This is a genomic window from Rhodoferax sp., assembly GCF_013297935.1.
In the GTDB taxonomy this organism is placed as follows: domain Bacteria; phylum Pseudomonadota; class Gammaproteobacteria; order Burkholderiales; family Burkholderiaceae_C; genus Allorhodoferax.
On the sequence record NZ_JAAFIX010000003.1, the window covers coordinates 339,955 to 364,510 of the forward strand.

The 24,556-nt window shown below is 62.6% G+C and carries 16 protein-coding genes and 3 pseudogenes; 11 read left to right on the plus strand and 8 right to left on the minus strand.

Annotation, left to right across the window (positions count from 1 at the left end):
• Positions 1-22 precede the first annotated feature (22 nt).
• Complete coding sequence (locus QZW03_RS07150; RefSeq protein ID WP_296509286.1) at positions 23-3,835, minus strand: DUF748 domain-containing protein; 3,813 nt, start codon at positions 3,833-3,835, stop codon at positions 23-25.
• 135 nt (positions 3,836-3,970) lie between these two features.
• On the opposite strand from QZW03_RS07150, the gene QZW03_RS07155 reads away from it, so the two are divergent.
• Positions 3,971-4,555 carry a hemerythrin domain-containing protein gene (locus tag QZW03_RS07155; protein ID WP_296509287.1) on the plus strand — a complete coding sequence of 195 codons (585 nt, stop codon included), beginning with the start codon at positions 3,971-3,973 and terminating at the stop codon, positions 4,553-4,555.
• 70 nt (positions 4,556-4,625) lie between these two features.
• Positions 4,626-5,987, plus strand: a complete 1,362-nt coding sequence (locus QZW03_RS07160) for an esterase-like activity of phytase family protein (protein ID WP_296509288.1) — start codon at positions 4,626-4,628, stop codon at positions 5,985-5,987.
• Positions 5,988-6,000: 13 nt separating this feature from the next.
• Here QZW03_RS07160 and QZW03_RS07165 read toward each other — a convergent pair whose 3' ends face one another.
• A complete protein-coding gene (locus tag QZW03_RS07165) occupies positions 6,001-7,353 on the minus strand; it encodes a vanadium-dependent haloperoxidase (RefSeq protein WP_296509289.1) in 1,353 nt (450 codons plus the stop codon).
• Positions 7,350-8,987, minus strand: coding sequence for a CRTAC1 family protein (locus QZW03_RS07170; RefSeq protein ID WP_296509290.1), 1,638 nt, complete (start codon positions 8,985-8,987; stop codon positions 7,350-7,352). The genes QZW03_RS07165 and QZW03_RS07170 overlap by 4 nt, the downstream gene beginning before the upstream one ends.
• Before the next feature lie 220 nt (positions 8,988-9,207).
• Between QZW03_RS07170 and xylF the strand changes: the two genes are divergently transcribed.
• From xylF to xylA, 6 genes are all read left to right on the plus strand, one after another.
• Complete coding sequence (gene xylF, locus QZW03_RS07175) at positions 9,208-10,227, plus strand: D-xylose ABC transporter substrate-binding protein (RefSeq protein WP_296509291.1); 1,020 nt, start codon at positions 9,208-9,210, stop codon at positions 10,225-10,227.
• A gap of 85 nt (positions 10,228-10,312) precedes the next feature.
• Entirely contained in the window at positions 10,313-11,503 is a 1,191-nt protein-coding gene (locus QZW03_RS07180; protein WP_296509292.1) for an ABC transporter permease, read from the plus strand.
• A complete protein-coding gene (locus QZW03_RS07185) occupies positions 11,500-12,273 on the plus strand; it encodes an ATP-binding cassette domain-containing protein (protein WP_296509293.1) in 774 nt (257 codons plus the stop codon). The genes QZW03_RS07180 and QZW03_RS07185 overlap by 4 nt, the downstream gene beginning before the upstream one ends.
• 4 nt (positions 12,274-12,277) lie before the next feature.
• Positions 12,278-13,477 (plus strand): ROK family transcriptional regulator, encoded by a 1,200-nt coding sequence (locus tag QZW03_RS07190; RefSeq protein ID WP_366481444.1) that lies wholly within the window; start codon positions 12,278-12,280, stop codon positions 13,475-13,477.
• A 2-nt stretch (positions 13,478-13,479) separates the two neighbouring features.
• Positions 13,480-14,928 carry a xylulokinase gene (gene xylB / locus QZW03_RS07195; protein WP_296509294.1) on the plus strand — a complete coding sequence of 483 codons (1,449 nt, stop codon included), beginning with the start codon at positions 13,480-13,482 and terminating at the stop codon, positions 14,926-14,928.
• 72 nt (positions 14,929-15,000) lie between these two features.
• The gene (gene xylA / locus QZW03_RS07200; RefSeq protein ID WP_296509295.1) at positions 15,001-16,314 is read left to right on the plus strand and encodes a xylose isomerase; all 1,314 of its coding nucleotides are present in this window, start codon (positions 15,001-15,003) and stop codon (positions 16,312-16,314) included.
• Positions 16,315-16,506: 192 nt separating this feature from the next.
• Here the strand turns inward: xylA and QZW03_RS07205 are convergent.
• The 4 genes and pseudogenes from QZW03_RS07205 to QZW03_RS07225 all read right to left on the minus strand — a co-directional run.
• Positions 16,507-16,587, minus strand: a pseudogene (locus QZW03_RS07205) (transposase); the annotation flags it as partial.
• A 134-nt stretch (positions 16,588-16,721) separates the two neighbouring features.
• A complete protein-coding gene (locus QZW03_RS07210) occupies positions 16,722-18,047 on the minus strand; it encodes a sulfatase-like hydrolase/transferase (RefSeq protein ID WP_296509296.1) in 1,326 nt (441 codons plus the stop codon).
• A gap of 176 nt (positions 18,048-18,223) precedes the next feature.
• A pseudogene (locus QZW03_RS07220) lies at positions 18,224-18,517 on the minus strand (4-hydroxyphenylpyruvate dioxygenase); the annotation flags it as partial.
• A gap of 77 nt (positions 18,518-18,594) precedes the next feature.
• Complete coding sequence (locus tag QZW03_RS07225; protein ID WP_296509297.1) at positions 18,595-19,245, minus strand: Crp/Fnr family transcriptional regulator; 651 nt, start codon at positions 19,243-19,245, stop codon at positions 18,595-18,597.
• Positions 19,246-19,395: 150 nt separating this feature from the next.
• Between QZW03_RS07225 and QZW03_RS07230 the strand changes: the two genes are divergently transcribed.
• The 3 genes from QZW03_RS07230 to QZW03_RS07240 all read left to right on the plus strand — a co-directional run bounded on the left by QZW03_RS07230 (position 19,396) and on the right by QZW03_RS07240 (position 23,798).
• Positions 19,396-20,844, plus strand: coding sequence for a sulfatase-like hydrolase/transferase (locus QZW03_RS07230; RefSeq protein WP_296509298.1), 1,449 nt, complete (start codon positions 19,396-19,398; stop codon positions 20,842-20,844).
• A 380-nt stretch (positions 20,845-21,224) separates the two neighbouring features.
• Entirely contained in the window at positions 21,225-22,193 is a 969-nt protein-coding gene (locus tag QZW03_RS07235; protein WP_296509299.1) for a tripartite tricarboxylate transporter substrate-binding protein, read from the plus strand.
• 33 nt (positions 22,194-22,226) lie between these two features.
• Positions 22,227-23,798, plus strand: coding sequence for a sulfatase-like hydrolase/transferase (locus QZW03_RS07240; RefSeq protein ID WP_296509300.1), 1,572 nt, complete (start codon positions 22,227-22,229; stop codon positions 23,796-23,798).
• A 221-nt stretch (positions 23,799-24,019) separates the two neighbouring features.
• Here the strand turns inward: QZW03_RS07240 and QZW03_RS07245 are convergent.
• Positions 24,020-24,313, minus strand: a pseudogene (locus QZW03_RS07245) (IS91 family transposase); the annotation flags it as partial.
• Positions 24,314-24,556 lie beyond the last annotated feature (243 nt).

The following is a 24,556-nucleotide window of genomic DNA, read 5'->3' on the forward strand; positions in this document are numbered from 1 at the left end:
GTCTGCGCCCTCCGTGTGCGACTTAGTTGCCGCCGATTTCCAGCTCCGCCTGCGGCTTGGCATCCGCGGCTGGGCCACCGGTCTTCACGGCCCCCAAAAACAGGCGCTCGGCGGCCAGCTTCTTGCTCGCCAGATACTCCTTCACCACCACCGCGCGCTGCAGCGCCAGGTTGCGGATGTCGTCCTCATTGGCGCTCAGGTTGGCGAGCAGCAGTGCCTCCATGTCGGCCGCGGCGATGTCCTTGGTCATGCCCACCAGGTTACGGGGTTTGGTGATGTCAGAGCGGCGGTACACCGCACGCAGCAACACTGGCATTTCTTCGGCGCTGTAGCTACTTATCTCGGCGGCATCTTTGCCCTGCGCGGTGGTGGTGCGGCGCTTCTCAGCGACCAGCAAGGCCTTGAGTTTTTCACGCTTGGCCGCTTCGCGCTCGGCGTCCAGGTTGGCGGAGCCGACCACCGTGAGCTTGAGCGCCGATCGGTCTTGCAGGGCCTGCGCCACCTTGTCGAGGCCCGCTCGGGCCGCATCGCTCAAGCTGGCACTGCCGGGTGCAAACGCAACGCTGCTGAGTTCGGCACCGCCCGCCCCTCCTCCAAAGGCGTTAGCCAGCAAACTGAAAGGCGCGGTAATGGCTTTGGTCACCAAGTTGGTGATCACTTTCCAGATCACCGGGCCCACCCGGAATTGCGGGTCATTGAGCGAGCCACTGATGGGCAGGTCCAGGTCGATCACGCCATTGCGGTCGGCCAGCAAGGCTACCGCCAGCTTCACCGGCAGGCTGGCGGGCGCGCCCTCCACCTTGTCGCCGAAGGTCAGCTGGTTGAGCACCAGTTTGTTGGAGGCGGTGAGCTGGCCATCGGGTTGCACGGTGTACTGCACATCCACACTCAGCTTGCCACGCTCGATACCGTAGCCGGCGTACTTGATGGCGTAAGGCGACAAGGGCGACAACTCCAAATCGCGCACCAAGCCCTTCACATCCAGGGCCAACGGCTGCGCCAGCGGGTTGAGCTTGCCCAAAATCTCCAGCGACGCAGTGCCCTCGGCCCGGCCGCGCAACTCCAGGTCGGCCAGTTGCACCACGCCGTTGGTAGGCTGGTTCGAGAAACGACTGAGCTTGCCGGTCAGGTCGGTGAGGTTGGCGGTGTAGTTGGGCTGGATAAAGCGGTCCGAGAACAGCACCCGGCCGTTGACCAGACTGATAGGCCCCATCTGGATGATGGCGGCCGGGCCGGCCGATGCGGTGCTGGTAGCAGAAGCCGCCGCTAGAGCCGCTGAGGCAGGTGCCGCTGCACCGCCCGCAGCAGATGCAGCAGCCGCGGGAGCCGTAGTTGCGGGCTTGGCACCCTCCGCAGCAGGCGGCGCGGTCTGCCCCAATTCCTGCAGATTCAAGCGGCCTTGCGGGCTCACGATCAGGCGGGCATAAAAGTCAGACAACGCGGCCTCGCGCACCTGCACTTTGGTGGCCGCGCCGGGCGCCATGGTGAAGTCGATACCGGGCACGTTCAGCGCCTTCCAGCTCAGCAACTCTTCGCCCAGGCTCTCGGCACCTTTGCCGGTGGTGTTGGCCTTGAAGTCTTCCAGCGCGGCATCACCCTTCACGCTCACCTCGGGGCCGCTGGGCAGCGCGGCATAGCGCACCTGGCCCTTGAAGCTGGTGTCGGCGCGCAGCACATCGAGGTTCAGGCCGCTGCCGGCATAGGCGGCAAAGGCATGGGCTGGCAGGTCGCTGATATTCACCTCGCCTTGAGCCACCACCGGGTCCCACATCACGCTGCCGGTGTAGCGCAGGCTGCCGGCCTCGGCCTGGCCGGACTTCAGCATGGCAGCCACTTGCAGCGGCATGGGCTTTTTGCCCTCGGGCTGGATGTTTTTGGCTTGCACTTGCAAGCCACTCAGCTCCACCCGCACCGGGCGCGCAGGCAAGCGGTCTGAGAACACCACATTGCCCTCGTCGAGCTTGAACTCACCCACATTCAGCTTCCACGGCACGGGCGACTTGGCCGAGACCACCTTATTGCCTGAGGGTTTGCCGGCAGCAACCTCTGCCGCCGGTGCTACCGCAGCCTCAGTGGGCTTGAGCCAGCGCTCGAACATCCAGTGGCCTTCTGCGTCGCGGCGCACGCCGGTGCTGGGCTTGAGCAGCAGCACCTTGCCCACCGTCGCACTGCGCGCCAGTGTGTCTAGCCGCACATCGCTCACTTCCAGCAGCTTGAACTGCGGCATGTCTGCCGAGCTGGGGCCATTGTTGTTGGCATTGGCGCCTGTATTCACGCGCGGTTCGGCAGCGGGCTTGTCACCCACCAGCGCCACATCCCGCAGAGCCAGCTTTTGCACCACGGCGGTCTGGCGCTCGCCGTCCCAAGTGATATTCACACGGGTGTCCGCCTGCCCGCGCAAGCTCGGCACCAGGTAGGGCGACACGTAGCCCGACACCAGCCCCAGCCCGAAATCCGACACGCTGGCCTCGGCCTTGCCGGCCTCTACCGTGCCTTCGCCTTGCAGGCTGATCTGGGTGGCCGGAGCCTTGGTGCCTGCAGCCAGGTTTTGCAACTGCGCCTTCAGGTCCAGCGTGGCCGCCTCTTTCATGGGCCACTGCAGTTTGGAAACGGTGGCCTGAAAGTCCCGCAGCCCCAGGCGCGTGGCCGGGCCGGTGGTCTGGTCGGTCCAATCCACCGAAGCGTCTTTCAGGGCCAGCGTGTCCAGCTGCAAGGCCCAAGGGACAGGCGCAGGTTCTTCAGCATCTTTTTGGTCCCCAGCACTCGTATTGTCTGTGCCAGCAGCTATGGTTTTAGGAGCATTTTTCTTAGCTGGTGCAGGTGGCAGCAGGTTCAAGCTGCCATCGGCGGCGCGCACCACATTCAGCACTGGGGTATTCAGGGTGATGCCCGAGAGCTTCACGCTGCGCTCCAGCGGGCGCACATCGGCCAGACCCACCTGCAGGCTATCGGCGGAAAACAGCGGCTTGCCTTTGGTGTCTTGCACGGCCAGGCGGCTCACGGTCACCGAGCCGGACAGGGTGACCGCCGTTTGTGGGCTCTGCACAAAGCCCAGCTTGATGTCGGCATCTACCACTGCGCTTTGGGGTTTGACCGGCAAGTTGGCAGGCAGGTAGGGCAAGTAAGGCGCCAGATCCAGCTGGCGGAAGGTGAGCTCGGCATCGCCCTTGCGGCTTTGCGCAAACGGCGTGCCTTCGGCCTCCGAGTCGAAGTGGCTGCCATTGAGCACAAAGGCCAGGCGGGGCGAGACCAGCACATCGCGCTTGGAGTCGAAGCTGCTCAAAAACGGCAGGCTGATCTGCAGGTCCCGCAGGGTGTGCACGCGCTCGGCGCCGCCGGCGCGGTCGGTGTAGTCCAGGCTCCCTTGATTCAGGGTCAGGTTGTAGACCGCAAACTTCGGGGTGGGGCCGGCAGGTGTGTCGTCGGGCTGGTTCAGGCGCTCGATGATGTCATCTATGTCGTACCTCCCCTCGCCCAGGTGGGTGAGCTGCACCTTGGGCGCTTCCACGGTCACTGCGTCAATGACCGGTGCCAGCCGGAACAGCGACTGCGCCTCGGCATCCACATAGACCCGGTCCAGCGAGAACTGCACGCCTTTGCCGTCGGCGGTGGCCACCGCGAAGTCCCGCACCGTGAGCTCCAGCGACCAGGGCGATAACGCGATGCTCCCGATGGTGACCTGCCGGCCCAGCAACTCACTCAAGCGGCTTTGCGCCTGGCTTTTCGCCAACGGCGGTACCGCAAGCCAAGCCAGCGCCCACAGAGCCAGCAAACCGCCAAGCCCCCAGGCCAGACGGCGGAACCAAGGGGAGGACGACAGAGAGCGTGGATTCATAACTGCGGTTTCGTGAAGTAGCGTGCCCCCCTGATGGTATCCAAGCACGCGCGACAAAGCAGCACCCTGTTGACTTGCATCAATCCCAGTTTGCCCGCCCCGTGGGAAGCTCGCGCCCAGCCCGAGGAGACACCTATGACACCCAGCAGCCTACAAATCATTCGCGACGAACATGCCGCTCTCCGAGCCATGCTGCAGTCACTCACCATGATGCTGGACCGCGGCCCGGGCGATGAGCCCGAAGGCTTTTTCGACGTGGTGCGCGCCATGCTCTTCTACATCGATGAGTTCCCTGAAAAACTGCACCACCCCAAAGAGTCCGACCTGCTGTTCCCGCGCGTGGCCCGCCTGGCCCCGCAGGTCATGGACGCCATCATCCAGCTCGAAGAAGACCATGCCCACAGCGAGGCCTCGGTGCGCAACCTGCAACACCTGCTGCTGGGCTGGGAGCTGATCGGCGAGAGCCGCCGTGCAACATTCGACACCGCGGTGCGCCGCTACGTGCAGGCCTACCTGGCCCACATGCAGCTGGAAGAAACCGCCATCCTGCCGGTCGCCCAAGCCACCCTGAGCGATGCCGACTGGGCCGAGATTGATGTGGCCTTTGACGCCAACCGCGACCCCCTCGCCGCCAAAGGCCAGCGCGACCCGGTGTACGACCGGCTGTTCACCCGCATCGTGATGCGGGCGCCCGCCCCCATCGGGGTGGGTGAAGGCTAAACCTGCGCCCGTCACGGTACTGACATCTGCACCGCCCAGACTTGTGGGTTTGCCCCTTTGGAGCCCGCACATGAAACACCTTGTATCCGCCCTGGCTGCGGCAACTGCTCTCTGGACCGGTGCGCTCAGCGCACAACCCGTGTTCGTCAATGGCCTGGCCATTCCCGGTCACACCCTCGATGCCACCGCAGTGCCCGGCGCCAATCAGGGGCGGCTCGGCTTTTTCTCTGACATTTACTTTGACCCGCAGCGCAAGGCCTGGTGGGGCTTGTCGGACCGTGGCCCCGGTGGCGGCCTGATCGACTATGCCACCCGGGTGCAGCGCTTCACCGTCGATGTCCATCCGGAGACTGGCGCCATCTCTCAATTCAAAGTCCTGCAAACCGTGGTGTTCAAGGACCGCAAAGGCAAGCCCTTTAACGGTTTGGCGCCCTCGCCCGCCCATGAGCGCGGCCTGGCACTCGACCCCGAAGGGTTGGTAGTGCACCCGCGCACCGGGCACTTTCTGGTGTCGGACGAATACGGCCCCTCGCTCTACGAGTTCGATGCCAAAGGCCGCTTTGTGCGCGCCTTTGTGACGCCCGACAAGCTGCTGCCCCGCAACGCGCTAAGCGGCCACATCAGCCACGGGGACGATGCCGACAACACCGCCGGCAAACGCCATAACCGGGGTTTTGAAGGTCTGGCGATCAGCCCGGACGGTGCTTTCGCCTACGCCATGCTGCAAAGCCCGATGCTCGATGAAGGCGGCAGCAAAGACGGCCGCTTCGCGCGCATTGTGAAGTTCGACACCAAAACGGGGCGCGCGGTGGCCCAATACGCCTACCTACTGGACCGCGCCGGCCAAGGCCAGGGAATTTCGGCCCTCGTCGCCCTGAACGACCGCGAATTCTGGGTGCTTGAGCGCAACAACCGCGGTGTGGGCGCCGGTGCCACTCTGGCCACCCCCGACAAGAGCGTGTACCGCATCAGCCTGGAGGGTGCGAGCGATGTGAATGCTGTCACGCTGCCCGCCAGCGGCAGCAGCTTGCCAGACGGCATTGCGCCGGTGGCCAAGGGCGCCAAAGTCATCGACCTTGCGGCCGACACACTGCCCGCTTTGGGCAACAAATCCCCTGAAAAGTGGGAGGGCCTGGCCATCGGGCCACAGCTGTCCGGAGGCCGCCACCTCGTGCTGGCCGGTACCGACAACGACTACAGTGTGACCCAGACCGGCTCCGGAGAGCAGTTCGACGTGTACTTCAACATGGGCGCCGACGACCCGCTGGCCGCATCGATCCAGTGCCCCTTGGACAAAACCACCGGCTGCAGCTACACCAAAGGCGCCGCCGCGGCCGAGCTGACCGCGGGCTATGTGCTGTTGCCCGGTATCTTGCACGCTTACGTAGCCAGCGCGGCAGATCTGGCCGGCTACCGTCGCCCGGCGCGCTGAGGCACCAAGCCTCTCAACGCAACAACTTCAAGGCCAAAACCCGCTGCGCCACACAGCGCCCCTGGGTTTTGCCGCCTTCAATACCACTGCGGAAGTGAATGCCGGCATACATGCGCGAGATAGCGGCTTCGTCCGCCGCCACCTTAAAGTTTGCAAACGTGCGCGGGCCCCAGCCACGGTCGTTGTGGGTGTTGTCGGTGAAGGGCTTGTCGGCCCCGAGCACCTGCCCCAACACTGCGGCAGCGGCACTCGACTGCACCGAGTGGCCCGAAGGGTACTCAGGGAAAGGCGGCGTGTGCATCAACGTTGGCACCCAGTTGCTGTCCATCACCAGCTGCACATAGGTCACAGGTCTCAGCAGGTTCACGGTGTACTTGGTCTTCCAGCCTGCGATAAATGCATCGGCCATGGCAAGGTTGAGCTGCACATAGGTTTGTGCGGCCTGGGCGAGGTTGCCTTGGCGCTCTTGCAACACGTCCCCCGCGATAAAAGCCCAGTGGCCCGCCGGGGTGGGGGTTTTCAACGGGTCGTCCGCCCAGTACAGCGCTACTTGCCGCTGGGCCTGGGTGGCTTGGTTGCTCACGTGGTAAACCTCCTCGGCCTCTTTGTAAAACGCCGAGCCCGGCACCTCGGAATACGGCGGTATGGGCGGAGCCGGGCAGGTGTCTGCACCGGGGAGCACAAAGGGACGCACATCGCCCCACCACGGCAACAGGGGCGACGCAAATGCCGGCGGTGTGGCACTCCAGGTACCTTCTCCGCTGGGCGGCACATAGTTGAGCTGGCTGCGGCGCAGCGGACCCCAGGCCTCGTGCCCTCCATCGGTGCGGGCCCAGGTCATAACCGCCATGGCCATGAGCTTGCCGAAAGTTTCGGAGCGGTTGGTGACTTCCTGCGTCAGGCGGGTGGGGTCGAAATCGCGCGCCAACTTGAGGGGCAGGCTGCGCTCCAGCAAGTCAACCCGGGCCTTGTTTTCGGCGCTCGCGTTGGGAAACATCATGCGCGTCATGGTGGCCATGGCAGCGTTGGCCACCGTGGGCCAGTGCAGCACCTCATCTGGCTGGGCCCAAGGCAGGGACTGCAACTCGTTGAGTTGACCGGCCAGACTTTGGTGCCGGGGCATGCCGGGCACCACCGACTCATACAGCGTCAAGCCCAAATAGGCCAGTGCCCGCGAGGCCACGGGCGGGCTGAAGCCGGGCGTTTGCTGGGCCAGCAAGAGTGCCAGGCTGAACCACTCGGTGGCCACCCGGGCGCTGTAGTCTGCCGCGGGCAAGGGCGTGGCCACCGGGGCCTGCGCCCAGGCCGGTGCACTCCCCCAGGCCAGGCAGCCCGCCACTACGGCGCGCAGTAAAAGGTGTCTCATGGGGTTGCCGCCGGGCGCAAGCCCGCCTCGCTGAATTGGTAAAACGCATTTGCCTGCGCAGTCGCCCACTCGCTCCAGGCACCGTGGGGCCACTGCACCCGGACCTGCACACGGGTCGCCTCGCCCAAGCCAAAGTGCATCCAGCCCAAGTGACCACTGGCGTGGCCGCCGCCCACGGTCAGCTCTTGTCGGATGACGCGAGCCGCCTCGCCTTCGCCCATGCGCAGCTCTACCCAGGCGCCCACGGCATCCAGGTTGCCGCTGGTTTGTTGCAAGCGCAGTTGCAGCCAGTGCCCGGTCGCTGCCGGGCTCGCCGGACTCGCCGGCACTTGGCGCCAGACTTGGGCCTTGTCCCAGCGATTCACCACCAGCACGTCCAGCAGGCCATCGCCATTGAGGTCGACCACCATGCCGCCGCGTCCCCGCTTGAAGCTGGCGAGCCCGGCTTGGCTTCCCACCTCGGTGAAGTTGCCATCGGCTTGCTGCAGTAGCAGGTTGTTGGGGTCAAGGGTGGCAAAGTCGGGCATGGTGGACACATTGCCCTTGACGATGAACAAGTCCGCCAGGCCATCGTTGTTCAGGTCCGCAAACTGGGCATGCCACGCGGTGCTGGGGTGCACATCGCCGCCCACGTAAGGGCGGTGGGCGGTCACACCGCGTTTGAAGGCCGTGTCGCGGTAACGGGGTTGCGCGGCCCCGGCTTCCAGCGTTTGAAGTTTGTTGTCGGACATGCTGGTCAGAAACACCTCGGGAAAGCCATCTTCATCGAGGTCGTGACTGGCAATCCCCATGCCCCAGATCTGCAAGGGCTTCCAGCCCCGGGCTGCGGTGAACAGGCTCGGAGCCTGGCCGGGCAGGAATTCCCACAACTGCTCTTCACCGCCTTTGTAGTACTCGCGGTCATTGCTCACCCGCAGAGCAGGCGTGCCGGAGCGGTTCCAATCCGAAAACAACATCGACAACGCGCAGTGCCCCGGTTTCAGCGGTGTCGGCGCCGCGTACCCACCACCCTCGCGGGGCCTCAGCAACAAGCCCGGTGTGCAACTGCCCCATGGAAAATCGGGTTTGCTGCGGTCGGTGTAGGTGCCGAACGCCAGCGTGGGCCAAGCCTGTCCGCGCTCCCAAGTGGCCGAAAACGCAGTGTGCCAGCCGTTGCCGGTGCGGATGTTCCAGGCATCGTTGGCTTTTTCAAACTTGCATTGGCCCAGCCCTTTGTAGACCTGTACTTCGCCCACCCGCAGCACCACCAGGTCGGTCTGGCCATCGCCATCGATGTCCAGCGGGTAGGCGCCGATGGCGTTGGTCAGCTCTAACCCAGAGCGCTCCTCTTGCAGTTTGAGTGCACCGCCTCGCAGGCTGAGGTTGCGGTAGAACTTGGCCTTGTTCACCCCGGCGGTCACATACACCTCGGGCAGGCCATCGCCATCGCAATCGAAGGTGGCCACGCCACCACCCACCATGTACTCGCCCTCGCCTTCGAAGCGGCTTTGCAATCCTGCGGTGTCGGTTTCTTCCAGGAAACGGGGCGCGACCGGTAGCGGGCCGGGCACCGGCGTCTGGGCCCACGCAGCGGCACCCCACAACAGGGCCAACCAGGGGCCGGCACCGGGCCGGAGTCGGGTAATGGATCGCACGCGGGAAACCTTTACGAAGAATGAACAGTCCGCTCGATCTTATTAAGTTCGATGAATAAACTATGTCGGGTTTATCCCTATTCGCGGGCTGAACGAAGTCCAGAACAATTAGTTTGTCGCTCTTACTAAATGCCGGTTTCGCATTTAAAGCGGTGCGATGACTCGGCTGAGTCTTTCCAAAACCATAGGCCTGAGACAGGCCAAATCACTGGAGACAACGATGAAATTGAAGACAACACTGACCGCTTTGGCCCTGAGCATGGCTGCAGCCGGTGCCTTTGCCCAAGTGGTGGGCGTGAGCTGGTCCAACTTCCAGGAAGAGCGCTGGAAGACCGACGAAGCTGCCATCAAGGCCCAGCTGAGCAAAGACGGCGCCAGCTACATCAGCGCGGACGCCGGTGGCTCGCCCGAGAAGCAACTGGCCGACATCGACAGCTTGATTGCCAAGGGCGCCAAGGCCCTGATCATTCTGGCCATGGACAAAGACGCCATCCTGCCCGCCATCAACAAGGCCAACCAGCAAAAGATCCCCGTGGTTGCCTATGACCGCCTGATCGAAGCGCCCGGCGTGTTCTACATCACCTTCGACAACGTGGAAGTGGGCCGCATGCAAGCCCGCGCCATTCTGGAAGCCAAGCCCAAAGGCAACTACGTGATGATCAAGGGCTCGCCTACTGACCCCAACGCCAACTTCCTGCGCGGTGGCCAGCAGGAAATCATTGACGCTGCGGTGAAAAAGGGCGACATCAAGATCGTGGGCGAGGAATACACCGACGGCTGGAAGCCCGAAGTCGCCCAGAAAAACATGGAGCAAATCATCACCAAGACCGGCGGCAAGATTGACGCCGTGGTGGCCTCCAACGACGGTACTGCCGGTGGTGTGGTGGCTGCCTTGACCGCCAAGGGCATCAAGGGCATTCCGGTGTCGGGCCAGGACGGTGACCACGCTGCGCTGAACCGCGTAGCACTGGGCAGCCAGACCGTGTCGGTCTGGAAAGACGCCCGTGACCTGGGCCGTGACGCCGCCGCCGCCGCCGTGGTGTTGGCCAAGGGCCAAAAAGTGGCTGCTGCCCAGACCTGGAGCGGTGGCGAGAAGAAAGTGGCACTGCAAGCCCAGTTCTTGAAGCCTGTACCCGTGACCGCCAAGAACCTGGACCTGGTCGTCAAGGCCGGCTGGATCAAGAAAGAAGACCTGTGCAAGGGCGTTGATGCGGCAAAAGCACCCGCCGCCTGCAAGTGATCAAAGTGCCACTCTGAGCTAGAGAGCCCTCCAACCGCGGGCTGGCAGCAGCCTGCGGTTTTTTTATGTCTTGCGGAGAACGCATGTGAATCCCGTTTTGAATTCCCTGAAGCAGGCGGCCATTGATTGGCGTCTGGTGATGATGGGCACCGTGTTGGCTGTGATTGCCATTGTGTTCAACATCTTGTCCGGCGGGCTGTTTATGTCCCCCGAGAATCTTTACAACATCGCCCAGCAAACTGCGGTGGTGGGTGTGGTGGCCACGGTGGTGGTGTTGATTATTGTGGCCCGCCACATCGACTTGTCGGTGGGCTCGGTCATGGGTTTTGTGGGGGTGCTGATTGCCACCCTCATGTACACCGGCGGCTGGCACTGGGTGTCGGCATCGTTGGCCGGGCTCGCTGTCGCTATCGCAGTCTCTTTGTACCAAGGTGCACTCACCGCCAAGCTGGGCGTGCCGTCTTTTGTGGTCACGCTGGGCGGCCTGATGTCGTTTCGTGGCGCTGCCTTTCTGGTGGCCGATGGCAAAACCCAACCAGTCAACGACCTGTTTTTCCAGCGCTTGGGCGGCGGTTTTGATGGCGCTATCGGCGTCAGTGCCAGCTGGGCACTGGCTGCCGCCATTGTGCTGGCCCTGGTGCTGCAAATGTGGGCCAAGCGCCGCGCCAAAGCGTCTTACGAAGTGCCCAACAACCCTTTGTGGCTCGACGCCCTCTTGGTGCTGGTGCCGGTCATCTTGGCGGTGGGTTTTGTGGCTGCCATGAACAACTACCAAATTCCCAGCAAAGACGCGCCGCAGGGCGTGCCGATTCCGGTGCTGATCTGGGGCGCTGTGGCGCTGGTGCTGTCGTTCATCGTGCACCGCACCCGCTTCGGGCGCTATGTATTTGCCATGGGCGGCAACCCTGAAGCCGCCGCCTTGGTGGGAATTCCGGTGCGCAAAGTCACCCTCATGTTGTTTGCGCTGATGGGCGTGCTCATCACCATTGCCGCCATGGTGTCTATTGCCCGGCTCAACGCCGGCACCAACTCGCTGGGCACCAGCATGGAGCTGTATGTGATTGCCGCGGCTGTGATCGGCGGCACCGCGCTGGCGGGTGGGAGCGGGTCCATTCTGGGCTCGGTGCTAGGTGCACTGATCATGCAAAGCATTGACAGCGGCATGCTGCTGCTGGACGTGTCGATCGGGGTGCGCTACGTGATCATCGGGCAGGTCTTGATTGCAGCGGTGGTGTTTGATGTGATTTATCGCCGCATGACAGGAGACACCGCATGACCGAGCCACGCACTCCCTTGGTTGAAATGCGCAACATCCGCAAAGCCTTTGGTGGCGTCCATGCGGTGGAAGACGTCAGCATCAATCTTTACCCCGGCGAAGTGGTGGCCCTCTTGGGTCACAACGGCGCCGGCAAATCAACCCTCATGAAAATGCTGGCCGGTGCCTACCCGATTGACAGCGGCGAGGTACTCATCAACGGCGACAGCGCCCAGATTCGCACCCCGGTCGATGCGCAGCGCTGCGGCATTGAGTCGATTTACCAGACCCTGGCCCTGGCCGACAACCTGGACGCCGTGGCCAACCTGTTTTTAGGCCGCGAGCTGCTCACCCGCTGGAACACGCTGGACGACCACCGCATGGACGCGGACGCCCGCAAGGTGTTTCACCGGCTGAACAAGAACTTTAAGAACGTGCGTACCCCGGTGCGCCGACTCTCGGGCGGGCAGCGCCAAGTGGTGGCCATCTCCCGCGCCATTTACTTCAATGCCAAGATCCTCATCATGGACGAGCCCACTGCGGCCCTGGGCCCCGAGGAAACCGCGATGGTGGGCAACTTGGTGCGCCAACTCAAAGCCGAAGGCGTGGGCATTTTTCTGATCACCCACGACATGCCCGACGTGTTCGGGCTCAGCGACCGCCTCTCGGTGATGAAAAACGGCAAATTAGTAGGTACTTATCGCACGACAGACGTGGCGGAAGACGAAGTTCTTGGCATGATCATCGCTGGCAAACAACCTGAAGGAAAAGCACAAACCCACACCCTGTAGTTTTGTGCAATTCACCCGCGAAATCATGAAAACCACCGGCGACCAACAACTCGTCAAACGCATCAACCGCAGCGTGCTGCTGCGGCTGCTGCGCGCGCAGCCGGGTTACTCCAGAGCCCAGCTCGCCACCGGCAGCGGGCTCACCAAGTCCACCGTCAGCCTGCTGGTGCGTGAGCTGATCGACGAAGGCTGGGTCACAGAAACCGACATCACCGCCGCCCAAGGTCTGGGGCGGCCCTCCACGCCCCTGCACATCGACGGGCGCTCGCGCGGGCTGATAGGTGTGGAAGTTGCGGTGGAGGCTTTGCGCGTAGTGGGCGTCTCGCTCACAGGTCAGGTGCTGTGCGCCGCCGAAGAAGCGCTTATCGGCACCAAACCCGAAGAGGTGTGCCGGCAGGCCGCACGCCTGATTGCACGGACTTATGCGCAACTGCAACAACGCAGCATTGCGCTGACCGGAGTTGGCGTGGGCCTGCCCGGCGCTTTTGACGAGGCCACGGGCATGCTGCGGTTTGCCCCCAACCTCGGCTGGCGCAATGTGGACTTTCTGCCCATGATTGCCCAGGCCCTGAGCCAGGCGCAGGTGCCCGAGGTGCAAGTGCATGTGCAAAACGAAGCCGATACCGCCGCCCTGAGCGAATACGAGTTTGCCGATGGCGATGCCAGCGACTCCCTGATTTTTGTGACCTGCGGCGCCGGTGTGGGCGCGGGTATTGTGATCAACGACCGGCTGTTTACCGGCAAGCAAGGCATGGCAGGTGAAATCGGCCACAGCACCTTGCAGATCGACGGGCCGCTGTGCTCCTGCGGGCGCAAGGGCTGCGCCGAAACGTTTTTTGGCGCGCGCGCACTGGCCCGCTTGCCCGACCCCGCCCAGGGCGGCCGCTACCTCGGCGTGGTGCTGCAAAACCTGTGGACCACCTTTAACCCCAGCACCCTGGTGGTGGGCGGCCCATCGTGCGACACCTATCCGGGCATCGTCAAAGCAGCGCAAGACACGTTGCAAAGCTATGCCAGTGCCGCCGGCATGGCGCCGCCGCCGGTGCGGGCAGCCCGCTACGGTCTGCTGGCCTCTGCCGTGGGCGCAGCCGCACTGGTGCTGCACCATGAACTGCGCCCCATGCACAACCGCATTCCCACACCCCCTGCTCCGGTGATTGAAGCCCCGGACGAAGCCTTTTCTACAGCGAGCACCACGGTTTAACTATGTTTTTAGGTATTGATATCGGCACCTCAGAAGTCAAAGCACTTCTGCTCTCGGACGAGCACCGCATCATCGGCTCGGCCGGCACCACCCTCACGGTGCAACGCCCTCACCCCGGCCACAGCGAGCAACACCCGGCCGACTGGTGGGCTGCCACCCAAAGCGCCCTGCTCAAGCTGCAAGCGGCTCACCCCGCCGAGTACGCCGCGGCCCGCGCCATCGGCCTGTCGGGCCAGATGCACGGCGCTGTCTTGCTGGACGCGCAAGACCGCGTGTTGCGCCCCGCCATTTTGTGGAACGACACCCGCTGCGCCCAGGAGTGCATCGACATGATGGCCGAGCTGCCGGGCCTGACCGATCTGGCCGGCAGCCTTGCCATGCCCGGCTTTACTGCACCTAAGTTGCGCTGGGTGGCCAAGCACGAGCCCGACATCTTTAGGCAAGTGGCCAAGGTGCTGCTCCCCAAAGACTATGTGCGCCTCATGCTCACTGGCGACTACGCCTGCGACATGTCAGACGCCAGCGGCACCCTGTGGCTGGACGTGCAACAGCGCGACTGGTCTGACGCACTGTTGGCACTGACCGGCCTGAACCGCAGCCACATGCCCCGTTTGGTGGAAGGCAGCGCCCCCGGCGGCACGCTGAAGGACGATGTGGCCCAGTCACTCGGTTTACGCAAAGGCATCGTGGTGGCCGGTGGCGCGGGTGACAACGCTGCCAGCGCAGTGGGCATGGGCGCAGTCGACAGCGGCCAAGGCTTTTTGTCGCTGGGCACCAGCGGTGTGCTTTTTGTGGTGACGCCCAGCTACCAGCCCAACGCCGCCAGCGCCACCCACGCGTTTTGCCACGCTGTGCCCGGCCGCTGGCACCAGATGAGCGTGATGCTGTCTGCCGCCAGCAGCCTGCAGTGGGCGACCGACTTGCTGGGCGCTCCCCACGCCGGTGTGGTGGCTGACAAGGCCGCCGCGCTCAGCCCGGCACAGCGCGCAGCATCGCCCCTGTTTTTGCCCTACCTGGGCGGAGAGCGCACCCCCCACAACGACGCCAACGTGCGCGGCAGCTTTCACCAGCTCAGCTTTGACACCGACGCCGCTCGCCTGGGCTACGCGGTGATGGAAGGCGTGACCTTCGGCCTCAAAGACGGCTTGGCCGCCCTCAACGCTGCCGGCAGCAGCGTGCAGCGCATCTCGCTGGTGGGCGGCGGCGCACGCAGCACCTTCTGGGCGCAGCAACTGGCCAGCGCGCTGAATGTATACATCGTCACACACGGCAGCTCGGCCGTCGGCGGCGCCTTGGGCGCAGCGCGCCTGGGCTGGCTGGCAACCGGGGCCGACATGGCGGCTGTGTGCCTGACCCCCGAGGTAGACGCCACCTACCACCCCGACCCTGCTGAACAAGCCCTGCTGATGGACCGCTACGCGACCTTCCGCAGCCTTTACCGCACCGTGTAATTCACCCTTTTCCGGCGTTAAGCCGGGCCTATTTAGTTCGACCAATCAACAAATTAAACACCTGAGGAAACTATGAGCACCTACTTTTCTACCGTGGCCCCTATTGCTTATGAGGGCCCCACGTCGTCCAACCCACTGGCCTTCAAGTGGTACGACAAAGACCGCATCGTGCTGGGCAAGCGCATGGAAGACCAACTCCGCTTTGCGGTGTGCTACTGGCACAGCTTCTGCTGGAACGGCCTGGACCCGTTTGGTGGCGACACCTTCCAGCGCCCCTGGCAGCACATGGCCGACCCCATGGCCGCAGCCAAGGCCAAGGCCGATGTGGCGTTTGAGTTCTTCGCCAAGCTGGGCGCACCCTATTACTGCTTCCACGACCGCGACATCGCCCCCGAAGGCGCCACCCCACGTGAGAGCGTGAACAACTTCCGCGAAATGGTGGACGTGCTGGGCAACAAGCAGGCACAAACCGGCATGAAGCTTCTGTGGGGCACAGCCAACCTCTTTTCACACCGCCGCTTTATGTCGGGCGCGGCCACCAACCCCAACCCCGAAATCTTTGCCATGGGTGCCCTGCAGGTGAAAGAGGCCATGGACGCGACGCTGAAGCTGGGCGGTGCCAACTACGTGCTGTGGGGCGGTCGCGAAGGCTACGAGACCCTGCTCAACACCCGCATCGGCCACGAGCTGGACCAGATGGGCCGCTTCTTGAACATGGTGGTGGAGTACAAGCACAAGATCGGTTTCCAAGGCACCATCCTGCTCGAACCCAAGCCGCGCGAACCGTCCAAGCACCAGTACGACTTTGACAGCGCCACGGTGTATGGCTTCTTGTGCCGCTACGGCCTGGAGAAGGAAATCAAGGTCAACATCGAAGCCAACCACGCCACCCTGGCGGGCCACAGCTTCGAGCACGAAATTGCCACCGCCGTGGACTTAGGGATCTTCGGCTCCATCGACATGAACCGCGGCGACATGCAGTGCGCCTGGGACACCGACCAGTTCCCCAACAGCATTCCCGAGACCGCGCTGGCCATGTACACCATCTTGCAAGGTGGCGGCTTCGTCAACGGCGGTGTAAATTTTGACGCCAAGGTGCGCCGCCAGAGCATTGACCCCGAAGACATGTTCCACGGCCACATTGGCGGCATGGACGTGACCGCCCGCGCACTGCTGATCGCCGAGAAGATGATCACCGACGGCAAGCTGGCCCAGCTGGTGGACGACCGCTACGCCGGCTGGAAAGACAGCTTCGGCCAAAGCGTGCTGGACGGCAAGATGAGCCTGGAAGCCGTAGCCGCCCATGTGACCGAGCGCAACACCGACACCATGCCCGTGTCGGGTCGACAGGAGCATTTGGAGAACTTGCTGAACAGCTACATCTGAGTTGAGCCGCTAGATTGCGGAAAACCGAAGACCCCGCAGGTGAATGCCTGCGGGGCCTTGTTGTTTCTCGGCTTTGCAAGGGGTTGATGACTGCTTTGGGCCAAGAGCCGGTGCTCGGGAATGACTGGTTCGGAGCAGCGAATACGGTGCCTGCACGCCAAAGAAACGGTGCCGGAGGGTGCGTGGCGGGGGCACCACCTCAAACACCCCATCAACGAAACACACATGGAAGTGCACATGCTCATTGAGGCTGGAGCCGAAACGGTGGATAAACTCCGTTATTCGGTGACCGCAACGGTGTCGCCGTTAGCCTGCAGCTTGCCCGAAGCATGAGTCAGGCCCCCTCCACTCGGCAACTCCAGGTCCTGTTGCAATGCATGGGCTGTCCCGCAGACCTAGCCCCACAGCTAGCGCTGCGGCATGTCTTTCGTACTGTACCCCACACTGACTGTCGCATCGTCCGGTACGCCCGGCATCCCCGTTTCCCATTGCTCCCAATCCGCACGCATTGTCCGCAGCCTTTCCGGCTCGCGCACCGCCAGGTTCGCCCGTTCCCGGGCGTCGCGCTCGAGGTTGAACAGGTAGTCATGGCCATCCACGCGCAGATATTTCCAGGGTCCGAGGCGCAACGCGCGTTGACCTTTGTGCTTCATGCGCCAGTGCAGCGGGCGCGGAAACGTGCGCTGCGGATCAAGTAACACCGGGAGCATGGAGACCCCGTCCATCGGGTGCCCACGGTCTTCGGCGATACCGGCCACCTCGAGAATGGTGCGGCTGAAGTCCATCGTCATGCAGTGTTGATTTGTGACGCCACCCGACGGGATGCAATTCGGCCACTGCGCGATCCAGGGAACGCGTATGCCGCCATCCGTCAAGTCCATCTTGCCTCCAACCAGGGGCCAGTTGTCGGAGAAGCGTTCCCCGCCATTGTCGCTGGTGAATACCACCAGCGTGTTCGCGGCCAGGCCGGTGCGATCCAGCGCGGCGAGCACCCACCCGGTCCCCTCGTCCATGTGGTGGATCATGCGCTGGTAGGTATGGATGTTGCCCCCGTGCAGATGGAACAGGCTGCCCTGCAATTCCTCGGCCACCTTCGCATCGTCGCGCGTTTCCCAGGGCCAGTGCGGTGCCGTGTAGTGCAGGCTCAGGAAGAATGGCGAACGATCCTTGCCCATCCGCTCGACAAAGTCGACCGCTCGTTGTGACAGCAGGTCGCTGAGGTAGCCCTCCTCATGCGTCGGCTCGTCGCCTTCGAACAGGTCCGGGGTACCGCCATTGCTGCGGTGGGTGAAGTAGTCAACGCCACCCGACATCGGTCCGAAGAACTCGTCGTAACCTGATTTCAAAGGGCCAAAAATGGGCGGGTACCCCAGGTGCCAATTGCCGACCAGGGCCGTCCGGTAACCCCCATTGCTTAGTAGCGAAGGCAATGTGGGGTGGTCGGGCGGCAGGCCCAGCGCGGTGCTTCCGCGGGCCTTGTTGCTGATCGGCTCTTCCGCCGCACCGCGCAGGCGGTACTGGTACCGACCGGTCATCAGCGCGAAACGCGTAGGCGAACAGACGGGCGAGTTCGCGTAGCCATCGGTGGAGCGAGTGCCGCGGGCTGCCATCGCGTCGAGCACCGGCGAGACCGGTCCGAACTTCGCATCGCGGCCGCCGTAGCAGCCCAAGTCGGCAAAGCCGAGGTCGTCTGCGACGATGAAAATGAAGCTCGGTCTTTGGTCGTAGGCCATCATTGTCCTCCCCCGGAGGTGCGCGCAGGGAGCACCTCACCTTGGCAGAGCCCGAATCCGATGCGGTGGAAACCGGCACGTTCGCAGCGAGCTCGAAATTCGAGCCGGTCCCCATCCAGGAGGAAGCTTCGTTGCTCCCCGTTTGGTAGAGTGATCGGGTCACGGCCTCCGCAGTTGAGCTCCAGCGCGCGGGCGTAGGCCTTGTGCGCATCCTTCACGCGAAACGCCAGGCCACAGGCCGAGGGGCCATGCTCTGCGGCGAAGTAGGCCCACTCGCTCTGGGGTGCACGGTTGATGACGAAGTTGATGTCGCCCTCGAGGTACAGCACCGCGTCCTAGGAACGGTGCTTCTCCACCAGCGAGAAGCCCATCTTCTCGAACAACGGCTCGAGCACGTTGGGCGTGGGTGATGCGAACTCTACGAACTCAAAGCCCATGAGGTCCATCGGGTTCTCAAATAGATCCGGCATATCAGTCTCCTTATTGAGGTAAGGAGTTTGCGCATGGGCGCGCCCCGGTCAGTTCCTGAGGAAACAGGCGCAACGGTTCAGTCCGCCGGATCGAACAGGTTCGAGAGGTCGATGATTCGCACGCTGCCACGATCGAGCTTCAATCGACCCTGCTGCTCCAGGCGCTTTAGCTCCTGCGAGAGTTTGGGTCGGCTCACGCCGCTGCGAGCGGAGAGTTCCTCATGGGTCGTGACGATTGCCACCGTGCCGTCCGAGGCAGAGGCTTGCTGGTGCGCGAGCCGCGCCAGCGTGGCACAGACCCGCTCATGTACGCCGCGTTCCAGCCAGGCTCGTTCGCGCATCTGCACCTCCCGCAGTCTTTGCACCAGGAAGCGAACGAGCTCGACCATGAGCGCGGAGTCGGCCAGCAAGAGTTGCTCGACGTCATTCACCTGCACCCACCGTAGCGTTGCCGCCTCGCCGACGACCAGATCTACAAAGCTTGGCTGGCGGCTGAAGAGCTGCGACAAGAACACCATTTCCCCGGCGCCGAAGGACACGGGGATAATGTAAGCCCCACCTTCACCCTGCAGGTGCAGGACGCTGTCAAGCCGGCCGCTCACGACCACGGGCAGGCGCTCGACGCTTGCTCCGGACTGCATGACCGTGGCACCGACGTGGGCCGACTGCAGCGGAACGCGGCCTAGATCGAGCCGCTCGACAAAAACCCCGGTCAGGCGCCGGCTCATGGCGCGGCTTTCCTTGCGTTCTTGTGTGCGGCCCGAGTTCATTGGGGCATTCTGTCATATGTTCCTGCAGGAACTGATCCTGCAAAGCTTTGGCGGCACCATCACTTCTACACCCGAGCCGTGCTGGCCGGACCTATCCAGGAGACAGACATGACCGCAAAGAACGTCCTCGTGATCATGAGCGATGAGCACGATCCGAGGCACATGGGGTGCAGCGGCAGCCGCATCGTCCAAACACCGAACCTCGATGCCCTGGCCGCACGCGGCACCCGCTTCGCCAGCGCCTACACGCCCAGCCCGATCTGCGTTCCGGCGCGCGCCGCGTTCGCCACCGGGCGACGGGTTCACGAGGCGCGCCTTTGGGACAACGCCTCGCCCTACTACGGCCAGCTGCAAGGGTGGGGCCACCTCCTGCAGGAGCACCAGGTTCGCGTCGAGAGCGTGGGAAAGCTGCACTACCGACAAGAGGGCGACCCGGCTGGTTTCGACGTCGAACACCTGCCGATGCACGTTGTCGGTGGTTACGGCATGGTCTGGGCCTCGATCCGTGACCCCTACATCCAGCGCAGCGAAGGCAAGCGCATGCTCGGCGACCGCGTTGGCCGTGGCGATTCGCCCTACACCGAATATGACGAAGCCGTCACGGAGCGCACGGTGCAGTGGCTGCGCGAAGCCGCCCGACGAGACACCCAACCCTTCGCGCTCTACGTCGGCCTGGTCGCGCCGCACTTCCCGCTGATCGCGCCGCCGAAGTTCTACGACCTGTACGACGGCATCGAGCTGCTCCCTTCCAAGCTCCTGCCGGCAGCCGGCTACCAGAGGCATCCGTGGGTGCAGCAGTACGCAGAGTTCGAGCGCAACGAGGAGAGTTTTAAGAGCCCGGAGGAGCGGCGCCAGGCAATCACGGCCTATTTCGGCCTGTGCAGCTTCCTCGATCACAACGTCGGCCGCATCCTCACGGCGCTGCGCGAGGCGGGGCTGGCTGAGGACACCCTGGTGGTCTACACGTCTGACCACGGTGACAACCTCGGCGCACGCGGCCTGTGGGGCAAGTCGACGCTCTATCAGGAGTCGGTCACCATCCCCATGATCGCAGCGGGCCCGGACATGCCCGTGGGCGTCTGCGAGACACCGGTAGACCTGCTCGACCTGTTTCCGACCATCCTGCAGGGCGCGGGCGTCGATCCCCGACCACTGATGGACGGGCGCGTCGGCCGCAGCTTGCAGGATGTTGTTGCCTCGCCGGCCGAGCCCGAGCGGGTCATCTTCAGTGAATACCACGCCGCCGGCAGCAACACCGCCGGCTTCATGGTGCGCAAGGGACGCTGGAAGTACCACTACTACGTGCGCAACCGGCCAGAGTTGTTCGACCTGCAGCACGACCCCGAAGAGTTGAACGACCTCGCAGCCGAGTCGGTTCACGCGGCCGTGCTGCACGAGATGGAGGCAGAACTGCACCGCATCTGCGATCCTGAGGCGGTGGATGCGCTGTGCAAGGCCGACCAACGCCGCATGATTGAGGGTTATGGCGGTCCTGAGCGTGCCGCCGCAATGGGGTCCAAGGGCGCAACGCCAGCCCCTGCGGTGACCGCTGCCTGATGCCCTTCATGCGGACCATCGACCCCAAGTACCTGTCGGACTGGCGCGGTCTCACGCGCGGCACGCCTCGATCTGTTGCGGGGGCAGCCATTGAATTGTGCTGGGCTCACCAACTCGCCTGAGCAAAAAGAGATCGGTACGATTTGCCCGCCTTGGGCTGAGCAAGGGCATTCGCAAACTGTCGACCCATGCAGCGGTTTTGTAGCAGATCTACAGCGAAGTGATCGCTGGAATCAGCGCTACTAGGGGTCATCCCTTAATTGTTACCAAAGTTACTGAAGTAAGCGCGTACCTGGGACACCATCCATCTCTCATACGCTAGGTTCAAAGTGAGTATGTCCTGTTTCGACCTCGCTGGTAACACTTCTAAAAGGAACATTATGTTTACTCGCCGCCACGGGCTGACTTACCTCGGCATGAGCGCTTGCGCAGGCCTCCTGCCGAGCCTAGCGTTCGCACAAAGCAAACCCCTGAAGATTTTGGTGGGCTACCCAGCTGGAGGCGCCGTGGATGTGGTGGCCCGCCAAATGGGCGAGGAACTGCGCGCCGCAGGCTACAACGCGATCGTAGAAAATCGTACTGGCGCGGCCGGGCAACTCGCCACCGAGGCGATGCTGGCCGCACCAGCCGACGGCAGCACCGTTGTGTTGATGCCCGGGGGCAATGCCACGATATTTCCTCACGTCTACCCGAAGCTGCGCTATTCCATCAGTGATCTGGCGCCGTTGGCGGGTGTTTGCTCTTTCCAGTTTGGATTGGCGGTCGGGCCCGGTACGCCCGCCAAGACGCTCAAGGAGTTTGTGGATTGGGCTAAGGCCAACCCCGGTAGAGCCAGCTATGGCACCCCAGGCGCCGGTACGGTCATGCATTTCATGGGTGTGATGTTTGGGCGACAGGCCGGCATTGACTTTCAGCACGTACCCTACCGTGGCGGCGTAGCAGCGATGACCGATGTTTTGGGTGGAACGATCCCCGCATTGGCCACGACACTACCCAACCTGGTCACGCATCACAAGTCCGGCAAACTTCGAATTTTGGCTTTCAGCGGCGACAAGCCCTTGCCTAGCTTGCCGGGTGTGCCCACCTTCAAAGAACAGGGATATCCAGAATTGCAACTCACGGAGATGTTTGCGTTTTTTGCGTCCAGCAAAACACCGAAAACCATCCAAGAGGAGCTGGAAAAAGCGATTGTTGCCGCTGCGCGCAGCCCACGCTTGATCGCGGCCATTGAAAAACTAGAGTTCGATTCTGACGTCACGTCCTCGGCTAATTTGGCTCGCCACCTCAAAGAGGATTTTGAACGCTGGGGACCCGTCATCAAAGCCACGGGATACATCGCTGAAAATTGATGTCACTTTGACGCATGAGCCTTGGTACCCGCTATGAAACGTCCCAATATCTTGCTGATCATGAGCGATCAACATCGAGGCGACTGCTTTGGATTTGAGGGACGCCGGGTTTGGACCCCACATCTTGATCTGCTTGCTCAGCAAGGTACGCGATTCACAAATTGCATCACACCCAATGTGGTGTGCATGCCTGCAAGAAGCGCGATTTTGACCGGTATGCTACCTCTAACCAACGGCGTACACGACAACGGCATAGACCTTGACGAATCCATCGCAGCCGCAGGCTTTGCAGGCTCATTGAGCAAAGCAGGCTATGACACGCGGTTCATTGGCAAAGCGCATTTTTCTAGCAATCATTCCTATGCAAACCGACCCACCGGCCGCTGCGAAAATATTCCCAGCTCGCATTTATTTTCCGATGATTGGACGGGCCCTTATATGGGCTTTGAGCAAGTCGAACTGATGCAACTGGGTCATAACTACTGGTTGCCCGAGGGCAGTCCGGGCGGCTTGCACTACGAGCGCTGGTACCACCGAGATGGCATGGGGGAGAAGAAAAACGCGCTGTATCGCCAGAGATTGGCACCCCAAACGCACGCGGCCCAAACGCATAACAGCGCCTTGCCCACAGCCTGGCACAACAGCACATGGGTAGGCGATCGCACGGTGGCATATATCGCTGAGCAAGGGCGGCAACAGCAGCAAGCAAAGCAAAAAGGGGCTGAGGCGAAGCCGTTTTGTGCCTGGGTTTCCATGGCCGATCCACACCACCCGTTTGATGCCCCCGCACCCTGGTGTTGGATGCATCGGCCAGATGAGGTGGATATTCCAGAACTTCGAACCCGAGATTTGGACAAGCGCCCGTGGTGGCATCGCGCCGCTCTGGAAAACACGCCGGGGGGAACGCCAGAGAGCCGAAAAGTTCGAGAGGAATACTCTCGTATGCCGCAGCAAACCGATGCTCAGCTGCGTGAAATCATTGCCAACTACTACGGCATGATTTCTTTGGTGGATCACCAAGTGGGGCGCATCTTGTCGGCGCTTGATGATGCTGGCTTGGCGGACAACACGCTCGTTGTATTCACGTCTGACCACGGCGAGTTCCTAGGTGACCATGGCCTCATGCTCAAGGGGCCCATGCACTACGAAGGGCTGCTTCGAGTAGGCTTAATCATGCGCGGCCCGAATATTGCGGCAGATCAGCAGATTGATCAGCCGGTGTCCACGCTTGATTTGGCTGCGACCTTTGGCGATTGCGCATCGACGGTTGTGCCCTCTGCCGTGCACAGCAAGAGCCTGTATCCACTGCTTACCGGTGCTCCCGGGGCACATCGCGATCACGCCTACAACGAGTGGCGCCTAGGGCCATCGCGTTGTGGCGTCGCTTTAGATTTACGCACTGTGCGTACTCGCAACGCCAAGCTGACCTTTGAGTTGACCAGCGGAGTAGGTGAAATGTATGACCTCAGGAACGATCCCCATGAGTGCGCCAACCTCTTTGATGATCCGCAGCGTCGCGGCATGCGTGAGGAGTTGATGCACCGCATCCTAAGTCGCCCTCAAGATATTCCTACTCCACTTAATGAACCCGTTGGCCCCGCTTGACTTTTACCCCAAGGAGGCAGCTATGAAACTGACGGATAGGAAGTTCAACCACATGAGTCCCAGTATTGCACAGGTTTGGGGCTGCCGATCCTCTGTTTGCTCTGGTGGGTTTGAGGGCGTCGCAGGTCGCCCGAAGTCGCGACGGGTGTGTGCATGTACGTTCGGGCCTGCTGCGCGTGCAGGCCATCCCGCAGTGGCTACGGTACCGCTGTCTGGTCCGCTCACCAATTGACGCGCTGGTCCACCTCAAAGTCCGGTGCCGGTTGTGCTGACTCATCCCAGCCAGACCAAGTCTCAATACCCTCACCAGCCTGCGCATCACACCCATCCCACAGCGGCGGCCCGCGCGCCGGGGCAATGTGGGGCAGCTCTGAATCCGCCCCGATGTGATCGAGGATGTGCCGAATGTCAGCGCTGTGGGTGATAAAGGAAATGATGCGCATCTGCCCACCACAGATCGGACACACCAGGGGAAACACTTCGTAGATGCGGGCGATTAGCACCGCCCACAGATAGCGTGCCGTGCATTCACAAGACTCTCCCGAGTGAGCGGCAGCTTAAGAGCATTGAATTCGATCAAACGAATATCTGCTATGGGTCTCAAGCAAGCATCAAATCCAACTCTAGCCCCGGCCCGCTCAAAAGTGAAGTGCAACACACCGATTGAAACTTCAATAAGGTGTGACGATGAAACCCAAGCAAGAATACAAACAGCTGGACTACCAAGAGCGCCAGACTATTTCCATCTGCCGCGAGCT

Coding starts and splice junctions, on each gene's coding strand:
- QZW03_RS07210 (WP_296509296.1), bottom strand. CDS start 18,047: ATGGCCTACGACCAAAGACCGAGCTTCATTTTCATCGTCGCAGACGAC.
- QZW03_RS07185 (WP_296509293.1), top strand. CDS start 11,500: ATGACCGAGCCACGCACTCCCTTGGTTGAAATGCGCAACATCCGCAAA.
- QZW03_RS07150 (WP_296509286.1), bottom strand. CDS start 3,835: ATGAATCCACGCTCTCTGTCGTCCTCCCCTTGGTTCCGCCGTCTGGCC.
- QZW03_RS07155 (WP_296509287.1), top strand. CDS start 3,971: ATGACACCCAGCAGCCTACAAATCATTCGCGACGAACATGCCGCTCTC.
- xylB (WP_296509294.1), top strand. CDS start 13,480: ATGTTTTTAGGTATTGATATCGGCACCTCAGAAGTCAAAGCACTTCTG.
- QZW03_RS07225 (WP_296509297.1), bottom strand. CDS start 19,245: ATGAGCCGGCGCCTGACCGGGGTTTTTGTCGAGCGGCTCGATCTAGGC.
- xylA (WP_296509295.1), top strand. CDS start 15,001: ATGAGCACCTACTTTTCTACCGTGGCCCCTATTGCTTATGAGGGCCCC.
- QZW03_RS07235 (WP_296509299.1), top strand. CDS start 21,225: ATGTTTACTCGCCGCCACGGGCTGACTTACCTCGGCATGAGCGCTTGC.
- xylF (WP_296509291.1), top strand. CDS start 9,208: ATGAAATTGAAGACAACACTGACCGCTTTGGCCCTGAGCATGGCTGCA.
- QZW03_RS07165 (WP_296509289.1), bottom strand. CDS start 7,353: ATGAGACACCTTTTACTGCGCGCCGTAGTGGCGGGCTGCCTGGCCTGG.
- QZW03_RS07230 (WP_296509298.1), top strand. CDS start 19,396: ATGACCGCAAAGAACGTCCTCGTGATCATGAGCGATGAGCACGATCCG.
- QZW03_RS07240 (WP_296509300.1), top strand. CDS start 22,227: ATGAAACGTCCCAATATCTTGCTGATCATGAGCGATCAACATCGAGGC.
- QZW03_RS07160 (WP_296509288.1), top strand. CDS start 4,626: ATGAAACACCTTGTATCCGCCCTGGCTGCGGCAACTGCTCTCTGGACC.